The following is a 12657-nucleotide window of genomic DNA, read 5'->3' as shown; positions in this document are numbered from 1 at the left end:
GGGCTGAAGTCAGGGGTTTGCGGATTTTGGATGGGTGATCAAGAGCTGCTCGGACTGCCCGCATTGCTCTTACTACTCCGGCGGTCGCTACGAATGCGACCTGACAGACGCGACATTTCCGGACATAGAGCGGACCAACATGGTGCAGGTGAACTGCCCACTGCCTTTCGCCGGCGCGCCACGCACGAGCGCCGCATCGTAAGGTGGGCCATATCGACTGATGACAGCCTGGCGATGCAATCCAGGCCCGAAATCATCACCCAGACAAGGAAGATCTCATGGCCGAAACCCCAATCTTCATGGCCCTCTACAGCGCATACATCGGACTGAATGCCAAAGATCCGGCTGTCGATGTCGCGCGGGCTGGTGTTGAGGCAGGGATGCAGATGTGGCTCGATGCGACTTCAACCGCAGCAGGCAACAGTGACAAGCTCCTCTCAGCCGTCTATGGACTGAACCCCGCCCATATGCAGGATGCTGTTCGCAGCCAGGGAATACCCTTCTTCGCAGCACTTCTGACCGCATGCGGACAAGACCTGCTCGACCTCAAACTCGCGCCATTTGTTGCACAGAGCTTGTCCAATGATGACGTTCGCGCCTTGGTCGCCCGTGGCTTTGACTATGATGGCGGAGAATACTGCCCGCCGGCGCTCGATTGGCTGATGCGCGGCGCGGATTTCGCGGAATCAAATTTTCGAAAAACACACCCCCGCAAGAACCCGGTTCTCGTATTCTGGAAAGACAATGGGATGACCATGCCAAAACACGGCCTCTCGCCCGAGGGTGTGCGCATGGTGGCTGATGTCATCCGCTCTAACAACATGCCCGTGGGGGTCAGAAAGGCCGTCGAAAGCAAAGGCTTTTTTGCGGACTGGCGTTGCGTTCTGGCGACGGCCGCGACAGGCCGCAGTCTACCCTATGAAATCCATACCCACATCAGTATCATCTTCGGCCCTGATCGGTCGGTTGCTTTCAAGGCATACTTCAAAAAAGCGGATTCTCACCACGGCGAGATGGAACGCCACGATCGGCTGTCACGACTTCCCTCAATCGAGACTATCCTGATGCTGCCACACGACCTGACGTCATTCGATGCCATCATCCCAGCCCGCGCATCGTCCACATAGCGCTTCAAACAAGAAGGGCCGACCATGTCACATCTTGAAATCTTCGACCGACTATCTGATGCGCTCAACACCCTTGAAGGAGACGATCGCGCCTTGGAGGCGTCGCGTAATGGCATCGAGCACGCCCTGGGACTGTGGCTCGACGACGCACGCGTCGACGCAGGTCGTGGCGATCTCATCATCGAAGCCATTCAATGCCTCGACGCGGAGCAGCTCAAAAACGCCATCCGTGGCACCGGCGCTCCCTTCTACCACGATCTTCTCCTGCTCGCAGGAAACGATCTCGCCGTGCTCCGCCTTTCTTCGCGGGTCATCAATGCAATCAACACCGATGACATTGCGATCCTGGAGGCACGTCGATTCAACTATGATGCGTCAAACCACCGAAATGTCGCAGCAGACTGGCTGGTCAGGGGATCTGCCTTTGCCAAGTCCAGGTTCCGCAAGGTCCACCCTCGCAAGAATCCGGTTGCGGCTCACATTGAGCATATTGGTCTGACTTTGCCGCAGGAATCCGTTTGCGAAGAAGGCGCAAAAATGGTCGCCGACTTCCTACGCGCCGGACGCATCCCCGAAAAAATCGAAACCCCGATTGAGCGCAACCCTCCGCTCTCCGACTGGCGTCTCGTGTTTTGCATGATGCTGACTTGCCCCACGAAGATCCCCTACCGCGTGCAGCAGCGGCTCGACAGGATCTTCGGCAAAGCCCAAGGAATCGCGATCCTGCGTGGGTTTGAATGCGGCACCTCGCACCACGAAAAGCTGGCGTATCACGACCGGATGTCGAAGGCTCCGCCCCTGGAAGACATCCTGCGTATGCCGCGTGATCTTGCATCTCTCGATGAGATCCTGATCAGGATGGACATGGCGGTGTCGTCGCAAGCAACCGGCGCATGATGTCAAGCATCACGCACATATCGCCCATCGATCCTATCTCCCAACTGCCGGCCGTCTGTCTTTGTCCGGTATGCGGACAAAGCGTTCATTCGCTGCGACTGTGTTAACGATCCCTTTAGCTAAGGCGGTTGTTACGCTTTAAGTTTCTTGAGTTGCTCCTCAAAGTGTAATACCAATATCTCAGATCAACTTCTGTCGTCACTGAAGCGTCAACGGAAGCATCGCTCACTCCGTCATTGGGACGGTAACGGGAAACATAGGAGAACGCCATGGATTACATGGAAAGGTTCAAGTTGCGTTTGCAGCTTGCAATTAACAATACGAAAACTGTGCGACTTGCGCAAACTAAGGATCACTTGGTTTGGAGAAGATTTGTACATGATGACGGTGGCCAACGACATGAAGGCAACTCATTTGTTTTCATGTTAGCAACTGGGAAAATTGTAGAGATATTCATAAGTGACACTCTGACACAGAACCCATATTTTTCGGACAGCGAAGATGTCTTTCTGGACGAAGTCGCGGGATATTATACCGAATCTGAAAGTAGCTGATGGGATTATTTACAATAACCGCATCGATTAAACATCTCATTCAAAAAACATACTACTGATTCGCTAAGGTATGGAAGATGATCACCATTAGATCTCGCGTCGCGTCAACACTCGCAATGTTAGCAGGAACCGTATTTCTTCTTGCAGCCAAGATAGCTCCCTTCACAGATGACGCGGTGCGTCAAATTAGTTTGCAGTTTGATACCGCAGTTACCAGTACAAGGATGTTGTCACCTGCGGATGACGCATTACGCGCAGTAAGCTATGACCGTAAACTTTTTGGCTATGGCACTAAGACGCGACACGAGTTGCTCAAGGCACATGCAGTCGGCACAAGCACGAAGCTCAATGAACAAGGCCTCGTAACTGATGGATTGTGGAGAGATGCCTACACCGGTCAAGCAATAACGGATGTCACTGAGGCAACGATTGATCATGTCGTACCGCTTCGCTGGGCATGGGATCATGGGGCAAAGACATGGCAAAAAGATAAGTTGATCGCGTTTGGAAACGATTCCTCTAATCTCGTGGTGACGGGAAAAATAACAAATAGCGCTAAGGGTTCAGCAGGCCCCGGTGAGTGGTACCCAGATGATCTCCAGTCAGCACGATTGCTACTCGCCCGACAGGCGTGGATTGTAAAGAAATATGGTTTAGGATCATGATTGTAAAAAAGCAAAAGTTTCGTCCAACCAATGCAGGGTTCAAAAGCGCTAGGAGGGAGTTGGGCGATGTCGAAACAAGTCGACGCCTTAATGGAGAAGCGAGTAGACGCTCAAGTTTTTGGAATTGGGTATTCGCTGCTTTAGGTTTTTTGACGCTCATTCCGTCGATTCTGAGCTTGATCTTCTGACCTTCAACAAAGCAGTCGTAGAAAATAATTAACCATCCTTAAACCCAATTTGATTAACATTGCGGTTATTGCCTTCTCCAAAGCACAGTTTCCATTCCATGGATGATCGCAGCGTCCGGCTAAGAAAACCGTATGAAGAAATACACGAAAAGTGAATTTCGCCCGTGCAAAAAATGCTCATTTCCGGAACATGCCCAAGCCACATAGTGTGATTGCGACGGCCGCTCTCCAGTAGCGAACAAGGCCCTGCTATACTTGCCTCATGGAAAGAAGCCGCGAGGAGAATCAAAATAGCATATTATGTCGGATTAGACGCCCAGTGACCTTATCGCCCGACTGCCGGCCATCGTGTCAGCCGCAGACCGTATGGAGATCTTCGCACAGCTTGTCGTGCTGAAAGACAGGGCGTGGTCAAGCCTGGCTGGCCAGCAACGCCTTACGGTTTCCGTATTACCCACGGCACCAAGACAATCTCTATCCTGAAAGATGTGCATCATCTCGCATATTTTGCATCGCATATTCTCGAAGACACCAATTATGACTTCACACTCCGGCTCGGTGGAGTATGGGTCAACACCGGTTCCTCTTTTGCTGCCTTCGTTGACCGTCTCGAAAACGACTACGCCAGAATTTTACGAATCCTCGGTGAACGAGCCGAGACAGTCAAAACATTCGAGGCCCTAGTGAGCGCCATGAATCATGTCCGCAGCGCTCATGGACGGCTTGCTGGCGTTGTCTGGATTGCATCTCATGATCCCGTCCAGACTATTGAGGACTGGACCTGAAAAACAGTTCTGATCACCCAGTGCGGATGGGTTGCGGTCCAGGCTGCGGGCTCCTCGGGCTGCTGAAACAAATCCCGATCGATCCCGACACTGCCCAGGAGAAGAACAGATGTTTGCCATTATCTGCAAGGCGCGCAAAGGCGCAGAACAAGGCGTTCATAAACTTGCGCTTGTTGACCGCACGAAATCCAGAACGCTCTGGTGGACCGACAAAAACCCGTCGATCATCGAGCAGTTTGCAAGCGAGGCGGCCGCGCAGGACCGATGCCTGGCACTCGCGTAAAAAAAGCCTCAGGTCGTTACATTCACCTCAGCCAAAGCCCAACTCGAAAAACAGCAAGACGTCCTGGTTCAAATTGCGCGCAAACGAGGCAATATGAACTGCAAGCATGCAGATGCTCTCGCATGAAGGCCGCAACACCGACCGAACCGATCGTGACAAGGACGAAAACATGAAGCACACCACTCCATTGCGCGACCGCATCCACAACATGGTCGCTGCCCTCTGGTCCGCAGAGACATCGCAGAACCCCGAGGTATGGTCCGCGCAAAACCCGCCACTTGGACAATGCGCCGTCACAGCATGCCTGATGCAGGACCTCTTTGATCTGCCCGTTGTGCGTGGCTACGCCATTCTGCCAAGCGGCGACCGTGAGAGCCATTACTGGAATGAGGCATTCGACCTGACGGCGAGCCAGTTTCCGGAAGGCACCACGTTTGAAGTGCGCGAGGGCCCCCAGGGCCGCGATGCGCATGACTATGCACTGACAAACGACAGCACCCGTGCCCGGTTCGAGATACTGCGCGCGGCCTGGAATGCAACATATCCAACGGTGAATGTATGAGCACGATCGAGCAGATCATGAACAGTGGACCTGCGACAGCAGTCAGTGCTGTCAAAGGCAGCTATCACGGTTATATGTCACTGACAGTCAGGCATCCGGGCGGCTGGAGGTGCGTCAACCATGCGGCGGCGCCAACCTCAACGGCGCAGTGTCGCACACTTGCCGCAAGGCTCTTTCCGGACCTGCCGTTTGAGGCTTAGACAGAGGTTGTCATATGACAGACACAGCCAGCATCCCTGATCTTTTGAAAATCAAGATCGCACACGGCCATGGCACCGAGACGTTCGATCCTAACACCCTGGTCATGACGGCCATCAGCAAACCGGAGAGCCTTCGGGATCTGCTTCCGACAAGCGAACGATCCTGCATCTCCAACGACCGCGGCCTGCGTTATACGACCAACGAGTTCAGCGAGGTGCTGACCGCGGATGAGATCATCCGCCTGACCATGCGCATGTTGCGTCCTGATGAATTCTTCATCCTACTGGCGGCATCGGGCCCAGTATGGGAAATTCATGACGATTTTTATGACCCCGAGACAGGCATTGCACTTCAGCCGAAACAGTGAGAATTCCTTTTTTGTGACAGATCTGAAGTGAATAACTGTCAGAAAGTAGACCCGCGGCGCCGCAAGCGCCGCGGGTTTTTCCAATTTCCCATTCGTTCATGACGGGAGGATGAAGGGTCAGTCGCGCGATTATTTTGAAATAACAAGCCTCGCCGTCAAAGAGCGAACTTCCACCCCTTGCACTCTTGGAAGCCGTATCCGATCAGCTTTTCGCCACTCATCCAATATGCCTTGCGAATCTCGAACCTGGCTGTCTTGAGATACCAGGCCTTGATCGGCTCCGGATACCAGTCTGCCATTTTTTGCGACCAAACCTCGAAAAGTTCAGGTGAAAGAGGTTTCCCTTTCAGACTTGGTCCATGAAACCCAAATCGCGTATTTCGGGAAATACACACATCCGGCAAACCAAGATACATGGTGCAACTCGACGCGCAGATCATACCGCGGATTTCGACAGGCGTGTCAGAGACCCTCAGATGCTCGAGAAGATCAATCCGGTCCTGTATCTTTCCGCCACCGTCGCTGTTGATCACAATCGGCTTTTTCGCAGCAGAAGCGGTGTCGGCCCGCACGTCGCCCACACTGATTGCAAGACCGAGCGCTGCAATCGACAAAATACTGCACAGGTATTTCAGTCCAGTCATCTTCTGTTCCCATCTGATTCAAGAAGGAAATCGGATCGGTCAGAAGCTTGCGGAAACGTCGAATGTGTGATGATGGGCGGTGGCAGACCGCCGGGCCCGTTGTGTGAGAACGGGGCCCGGACGGCTACTCCCAGGGATGGCATTTGCCGGAACAGGACACGCGCGAACGAAAGCCTTCAGTGACACCACAACCAGCAGGCTAGCGTCACGCCACGCCAGTTCTCCAAGCAAAGGATTGCAAGATGAGCAACACGTCATCGCATAAAACTTCAGTTCAGGTCATGGGCCAGGAGGTCGTTTCGTTGCGGTCGGCCACAGCAAGTGTACGCCACAGTGATTTCGCTGAGATCGAACCGGTTGCCTACGATGGGCAGACGGCCGCATCTGTCTACGGCATCGAGGCTCGCGCTGCTGGCGCAATGATTGTCGAAGGGCCTGGCCTCTTCGATATCGCATCAAATCCTGATTTCGTCTCCGGTGCTTACGCGAACCTGCGCCACCATCAAGTGCGCGACACTCTGAAATTCTGGGGGCTGGCGTGCGAGCCCGGCCTGACCCACCTTGTGCCATTACCTCTGGCTGGCACAGTCGCCATCTCCTTCGATATCGCGACAGGCAGAGCTTTCAGCGTGACATACGGGGAGGGCGAATTGGCATTCACGTCCGCGATGTTGGTCGCAGCGGCGGCCGCAAAAGGCACAGGCGCGACCCACATCGCCGTGCGGATCAGCTGACGAAACACTTCTGCACATCAGGTCATCGCCTCATATACTGCCCAGCGCGCCCCAAGCGACCCGGGTCATTACGATATCAAACAATGCCCGAATGGGCCTCCGATATATTCATCAAAGAAGGACTGCATCATGGGTGGCAATCTCGCCTGGACGATCCGCCTCGAGGACAACACCGAATACCGCATGGACCGCTGGACCAATACCATGCCGACGCTGATCATCAATCCGGCCTTCCTGTCCGGCACGCAATCCGCAATCGACGAAGCGCTCGAAAGCTGGCTTGCGATGAAGGACGACTGGGAGGCAAACAAGGACACCGAGGACTACGCACTGCCAATGACCGGCGCCTATGCGCCCTACCCCTATGGCCTGATGCCGTCGGAATACGGCCTCGTCGTCACAGACTTCGTGACGAAGACCATACTGTCTCTTCAGGGCTACTCCAACTTCGGCAAGCTCAATGCAGTGCGCCTGAGCTTTGGCGAGTCCGCATCGGAGATGTTCCCCGACCGTGAAGAGCAGCTCGAGGCATTCGCGGCCGAGGGGCGCGTTTCGTCCTACCATATCCTACTCAACAAGGAGGCAGCAGCGCAGCGCTTCGTCGATATGGGCGGCACGATCGAGGAAGATGACCGTCGCGACGCCTGGTGGGTGAACCTGCCCGGCAGCGCGGACTACGCAGACCTGAAGGCACTCTGCGACCAGGTTCTGACCGAGCTCCCCCCGCACCCCAATGCGGACGTCATTGCAGAGATGACCTCACGCCAAGAAGTAGGAGATCTGTCGGTCGAAGACGCGGAGAAACTTGGCCTCATGATCAAGGCTCTCGAAAGTCAGCACGCCATGCAGGAGCGCCCCATCATCCTGTGCCATGCTGTCCCTGACCTCGCACCGTTCACCTTGGAGCAGTTTGACGAGAGCGCGGAGGGTTATGTCGCCCTACACGCCCGCGTTCTGGAACTCGGCTTCACCCTATCTGTGGAAGAGGAAAAAGCCTGGGCAGACAGAATTGCCGAGATGCAGGAATCCGAAGAAGAGGATGCCTGAGAGCAACGTCACGACATAAAGATACACGCCGCGGCTGCCGGGTTGGTCCTGAAGGACCCGGCTGACTGCGGGCTTGTGTAAGACACAAAGCGAAGGGGGATGGGCGTGAGAAAGAAGCGCGAAGGTATGTGGCTCTGCCCCTCATGCGGGCGCGAGAACCTCGGACGTTTCAATGCCTGTGAAGAAGGCTGTGGCAATCCGCGCCCCAAAAGTGTGGAGTTCTATCTGCCCGAGGACTCTCCGATCGTCACCGATCCCAGACTCCTGGCCGGCGCCAATTCCGGCCAGGACTGGTATTGCGACCACTGCACTGGTGCCAACCCGGGTGCCAAGGGTGGTCACCCTCTGGTGGCCTGTGCCCATTGCGCCGAACCCCGCACACAAGCTGATGAGGCTCACCCGCGGAGCCGGGCCTCGGTCAGCGCCACACTTCGCACGGCACAGCAAGCCAGCGCCGCCAAGCGCGCCCAGAAGAATGATGCAAGTGCCCTGCGACGCGCAGAGCGGATAGAGCGTGCAACACTCACAAACGGTGGTTCAGACCGGCCCGTAAAACGGCGCCTCCGGGCTATCCTTGCCTTCGGCATCGGTGCAATCCTTCTCGCCGGTATCGCGGCCTTGGTCGTGTCGATGATCACTCCGGCACAATCGGTCCCAGGCAAAATCGCATCACTCGACTGGCAGCGCTCCATCGCAGTTGATCGGATGACGACCTCGCGCAAGACCGGCTGGGATGTGCCTGCCGGCGGTCGCGAAATCAACCGGGACTGGCGCTACAAGACAACGCGACAGATTTTCGTCGAGACGCGGGAGACAGGTGCCGTCTGCGGCCATGAGGACCTCGGAAACGGCTACTTCGAGGATATTCCATGCACTGAGGCTGTCTACCGATCAGAGGACGTCAGCGACTGGTTCTACACATTCGAGGTCGACACCTTGGACCAGGTGCGGGTCGCACGCACCAGCGGCACCACCCCTGATGTCTACTGGCCCAATGTCAGAACGGGACATCACGAGAGGATCGGCATGAAGTCGGAAGCCTACCGAGCGCAAATCAGTCGCGACGATGGCCAGACTGACTTGCGATCGTTCGACTTCAGCACCTGGCGCACGCTTGCGCCTGGTCAGTCTGTCAGCGTTACACTCAACAGCTGGGGCAAGACCATCGGCGTTAAAATCGGGAAGGATCTGGAATGAGCCACTTCGTCATGCCTGGCCTCGTCGATCTCGTCGATGTTAGTCACCCCGACCATCTGGACTGGCGGCAGATCTGCCTCGAGATCGACGCCATACACGGTCGCTGGTTTCATGTTTTTGTCCTCGACAAGGATAGCGGCCGAGACGCTGAGGTTCTTGCCATCGACGACTGTATCAGAGCGTCCGTCTGTGCCGCCTTGAGCCAAATGGCTGCATTGGCCTTCCCAAACCGGCCTGATGGGCTTTTGAACTTCAAAGATGCCCTTGTCAGTTCGGCGTTCCTAAAACGGGACGACTTTGGCAATCCGTTTCTGAGTTTCCATGTCAATGCCGTATCACAAGCCAAGATCAGGGCACTCTCAAAACATGAATGGCTCGCGTTGACGGCGGCCTGGCAGTCGATCGCAGCAATGCAGGCCGCCAGGCGCGCAAAGCCCGCGATCTGACACTCCCACCTTCGAAAGACAGACAGTCAGCCTGACATACCACGGCACCCTTGGTGCTGTGTGCAACTGCTCGGGAAACACCCACGCGGCCTGACAACAGGACTGCGCCCATTCCCCTGCGATCACCCCGCATATGTGCATCAACGTGCCAGAGGTTCTCATGAACACGCGTTCCATCGTTTCACCGCTGCCTTCCGAGATGCTGGAGGCTACGACGACCTTTCGTCACTGGGCCGGCACAGATACCGACGTCATTTCCGGCGATGACGTCGGTCAGGTCGACTTCACCAAACCAGGGCCCTTCATCGTGCGGGCCTATCACGGCACGACACACGGCTTCAGTGCTTTTGAGGCCAAACACCACGGCAATCCCGAAGGAGCCTTTGGGTGCATGCACTACTTCACGTCTTCGGTAGATGATGCGGAGCAGAACTATGCCTGCGAGGGTCCCGACCTCACGAGCCGGATCGAACAGGCAACCGAGCAGCTGATCTATAGCATCGAAGAAGATCTGGAGGCTTACGGCCTTCCAGATGATGCTGACAGCGATGCGATCCGCGCAAAAGCGCAGTCTCTCTCCTACCAACGGTTGCATGGCGATAACCCCCGCATCATCGAAGCCTACCTGCGCTTCGACAAACCCTTCCGGGTCAATGGTCAGGCGAATGTCAGAGACCGCACACGCACCCCACTCCTCCTTCCTGACGTCGAAAGCGGATACGCCGATGTGGAAGATGAAGTCCTGCGTGAGCATGACGCACAAGACCTCACGGACGACGAGCGTGAAGAAGCACTGGAGACCTACGCGGACGAAATCACCGAGCGATACGATGCGCAGCGCGAGACTGCCTACGCGACGCTCGAGGATGCCTTCCGCACAGCCGCAATTGCGCTGGAGATCGAGCCCCCAGTCATTCCCGACGCGATCGGAATGGACCCGTCAGACGTCACGCAGGACCAGTTCTACAAGATCTTGCATGAGGCCGAGGAGACAATCTACATCGACTGCCCCAACACCGGTGCGCTGATCGTATCAGAGTTCACGGCCCGCGTGATCGCCGCCCTCGGCTTCGACGCGATCATTCTCTTCGATGCGGACTGCAAGTTCGAGCGGATGAATATTCCGTCCGGCACCGCACACATCCATATCTTCGATGAGCACCGCAACCGGATTAAATCAGTTACGAACCGCGGCACGTTCTGCCCGGCAAGTGCCGACATCGAAGCATAAGGTCCGCCCGCGGAGCCGCACCCTGCCACTAGAGAAACCGTTATGAAAATCACTGGCAAGAATAGCATGGCATCCGGCCAGACACGTCCGGGCGACGTGGTCCTCGCGATGAGGATCTGTAGCTCCGTCACATGGCAGCATAAGGCCTGACAGGCTGCCGGCGAAGACATCCCGGCGGTGCAGGCTGCCCGTCTCAAGGACATGTTCCAGATCGCGTGATGGTTTGACGACCCATCCAACACGAAGTCCAGCAAATTGACTGGCCATCCACCCCGATCATCTGCGACCCGCGCCGACAAAAAAACAAAACCGCTCGCCCTCAAATTACACCAGAGCAGAAAGCGCCACGATGCAAAAAACAGACATGAAGGCGGTTATGGGTGCCCCGCGCGACATCTCCATTTTTCCGAGCGCCGGCCGACTATCCGTTCTGAGTAATAGATGGCGAGAGATTCACCGCTTCGCCCTTTCGGGTGACGCGCACTGGATCTCGAAGGGCCTGACCTTCGAGCGTGCCGTTGAGTGCCAGGACATGATGGCCGCGTCGTGGCTCGAGTTCGATAGCGCCCTCGTTCAGGACAACACCAACAAGGCGCTGCACATCCTTCTGGAAGGGCGGCTGATCGACCTCGCCCTCCCCCAAGGAGATCTGAACGCCGACATCGGCGATGATCTCGCGCATGCCTGGCAAAAGGCGATCACGGCGCATGCGCCCGCACTCTTGCGAGCCGCCGATGATATCCTCACGCTATCCGATCCTGACGCCTCCGATATCACGGTATTCTTCAATGCCTCGGTGCATAATAGACCAGCGGCTGGCATCCTCATCCCGATTCATGCGATGCATCTTTACGACGATGTGCGCAACGCGGCCGCCGACGGAACACCCCTGCGGCCAAGCAGCGCCCACGAACAGCTCACAGCGCTCTCGCGCATCCGCTGGCATTTCGACCCAAGGCAGATCCCGATCGAAGCAGTTCCGCCCGGCGTGGCACCCTAACACCGCCACAACACCTGAGAGGATGTCCCGATGTCGACAGACCAAAACCTCGCAACAGCTCGGACCGGCCTTTACGAGATCGAGATTTTCCGAGGTTTTGTCAGCCTGATTTTCATGGCAAGCGAACTCAGGGATGCCATGAAAGCTTGCGGTATGCGCAGGTCTTACATCAATAATCAGGTCCTGATGCTGGATGAACACTGGGACGCAGCAAACAGCACCTTGGTCGAGGAAAAGCGCACCAGAACGCACATGCTTTGGGTCGAGAGCCTTCTCGACAGGGCCGACGTACCCAAAGCACGCCTGACGCTCGACACCGCAGGCGAGGATTTAGATGCCTGGAATGCTACGATGCGCCGCGTCGCACCGCGAATGGTTCATTGCGCGAAGATGATCGCTGCGATGGACGATCCGGCGGCCCGCGGCATCCGGATCTGCTTCGATCCGGCCGCGGTCGCCCATGGCTCTGTCGCAGCCCTCATGCCCCTCGATGCGACGCATCTCTACCCGGCGATCAAAGATCTGGTCTGCGTCTCGTCGAAAGAGATCTCAGACAGCGCGCATGCGCAGATCGAAGCGGCTGGTGAAATCCACTGGCGTTTTGAAGAGGCCTGGGTCCTGCCGGACGTGCTGACCGGTGCGCGCAGCCCATTGGCCCGCATCGTGCACTGAACGCAGCCAAGCTGAAGCATCATCGACCAGCCCTCCCGACCGGGCGCGCACAGTATG

At 56.3% G+C, this 12657-nt stretch carries 16 protein-coding genes; 15 read left to right on the top strand and 1 reads right to left on the bottom strand.

Translation table 11 applies throughout. The features are described from left to right. Positions 1 to 278 precede the first annotated feature (278 nt). The 8 genes from ACOI1H_RS20040 (at position 279) to ACOI1H_RS20005 (ending at position 5629) form a co-directional block, all read left to right on the top strand. Positions 279 to 1127, top strand: a complete 849-nt coding sequence (locus ACOI1H_RS20040) for a hypothetical protein (protein ID WP_422439643.1) — start codon at positions 279 to 281, stop codon at positions 1125 to 1127. Positions 1128 to 1151: 24 nt separating this feature from the next. Then, complete coding sequence (locus tag ACOI1H_RS20035) at positions 1152 to 2024, top strand: hypothetical protein (protein ID WP_422439642.1); 873 nt, start codon at positions 1152 to 1154, stop codon at positions 2022 to 2024. 269 nt (positions 2025 to 2293) lie between these two features. After that, positions 2294 to 2578 (top strand): hypothetical protein, encoded by a 285-nt coding sequence (locus tag ACOI1H_RS20030; RefSeq protein WP_422439641.1) that lies wholly within the window; start codon positions 2294 to 2296, stop codon positions 2576 to 2578. Between the two features lie 77 nt (positions 2579 to 2655). Further along, entirely contained in the window at positions 2656 to 3243 is a 588-nt protein-coding gene (locus ACOI1H_RS20025; protein WP_422439639.1) for a GmrSD restriction endonuclease domain-containing protein, read from the top strand. A gap of 595 nt (positions 3244 to 3838) precedes the next feature. Then, positions 3839 to 4216, top strand: coding sequence for a hypothetical protein (locus ACOI1H_RS20020; RefSeq protein WP_422439638.1), 378 nt, complete (start codon positions 3839 to 3841; stop codon positions 4214 to 4216). A 109-nt stretch (positions 4217 to 4325) separates the two neighbouring features. After that, positions 4326 to 4499, top strand: a complete 174-nt coding sequence (locus ACOI1H_RS20015) for a hypothetical protein (RefSeq protein WP_422439637.1) — start codon at positions 4326 to 4328, stop codon at positions 4497 to 4499. Positions 4500 to 4668: 169 nt separating this feature from the next. Next, on the top strand, positions 4669 to 5061 hold the full coding sequence (locus ACOI1H_RS20010) for a YunG family protein (RefSeq protein WP_422439636.1): 393 nt from the start codon (positions 4669 to 4671) through the stop codon (positions 5059 to 5061). 214 nt (positions 5062 to 5275) lie between these two features. Beyond that, positions 5276 to 5629 (top strand): hypothetical protein, encoded by a 354-nt coding sequence (locus tag ACOI1H_RS20005; RefSeq protein ID WP_422439634.1) that lies wholly within the window; start codon positions 5276 to 5278, stop codon positions 5627 to 5629. A 155-nt stretch (positions 5630 to 5784) separates the two neighbouring features. Here the strand turns inward: ACOI1H_RS20005 and ACOI1H_RS20000 are convergent, their stop codons facing one another. After that, positions 5785 to 6273, bottom strand: a complete 489-nt coding sequence (locus ACOI1H_RS20000; RefSeq protein WP_422439632.1) for a hypothetical protein — start codon at positions 6271 to 6273, stop codon at positions 5785 to 5787. A 242-nt stretch (positions 6274 to 6515) separates the two neighbouring features. On the opposite strand from ACOI1H_RS20000, the gene ACOI1H_RS19995 reads away from it, so the two are divergent. From ACOI1H_RS19995 to ACOI1H_RS19965, 7 genes are all read left to right on the top strand, one after another. After that, positions 6516 to 7007 carry a hypothetical protein gene (locus tag ACOI1H_RS19995; RefSeq protein WP_422439630.1) on the top strand — a complete coding sequence of 164 codons (492 nt, stop codon included), beginning with the start codon at positions 6516 to 6518 and terminating at the stop codon, positions 7005 to 7007. A 129-nt stretch (positions 7008 to 7136) separates the two neighbouring features. After that, entirely contained in the window at positions 7137 to 8054 is a 918-nt protein-coding gene (locus ACOI1H_RS19990; protein WP_422439628.1) for a hypothetical protein, read from the top strand. A gap of 105 nt (positions 8055 to 8159) precedes the next feature. Continuing rightward, on the top strand, positions 8160 to 9251 hold the full coding sequence (locus ACOI1H_RS19985) for a hypothetical protein (protein WP_422439626.1): 1092 nt from the start codon (positions 8160 to 8162) through the stop codon (positions 9249 to 9251). Continuing rightward, a complete protein-coding gene (locus ACOI1H_RS19980) occupies positions 9248 to 9697 on the top strand; it encodes a hypothetical protein (RefSeq protein WP_422439625.1) in 450 nt (149 codons plus the stop codon). Before ACOI1H_RS19985 ends, ACOI1H_RS19980 begins: the two co-directional genes overlap by 4 nt. Positions 9698 to 9857: 160 nt before the next feature. Further along, positions 9858 to 10928: a hypothetical protein gene (locus ACOI1H_RS19975; RefSeq protein WP_422439624.1), complete on the top strand. Its 1071-nt coding sequence runs from the start codon at positions 9858 to 9860 to the stop codon at positions 10926 to 10928. Between the two features lie 349 nt (positions 10929 to 11277). Continuing rightward, positions 11278 to 11928, top strand: coding sequence for a hypothetical protein (locus ACOI1H_RS19970; protein WP_422439623.1), 651 nt, complete (start codon positions 11278 to 11280; stop codon positions 11926 to 11928). A 114-nt stretch (positions 11929 to 12042) separates the two neighbouring features. Next, complete coding sequence (locus tag ACOI1H_RS19965; RefSeq protein ID WP_422439621.1) at positions 12043 to 12600, top strand: hypothetical protein; 558 nt, start codon at positions 12043 to 12045, stop codon at positions 12598 to 12600. The last annotated feature ends 57 nt before the right edge of the window (positions 12601 to 12657 follow it).

The sequence above is a fragment of the Loktanella sp. DJP18 genome, from assembly GCF_049310965.1.
Lineage (GTDB): Bacteria > Pseudomonadota > Alphaproteobacteria > Rhodobacterales > Rhodobacteraceae > Loktanella.
The sequence above is the reverse complement of the archived record's forward strand: the minus strand, read 5'-3'. Positions and strand labels throughout refer to the sequence as shown.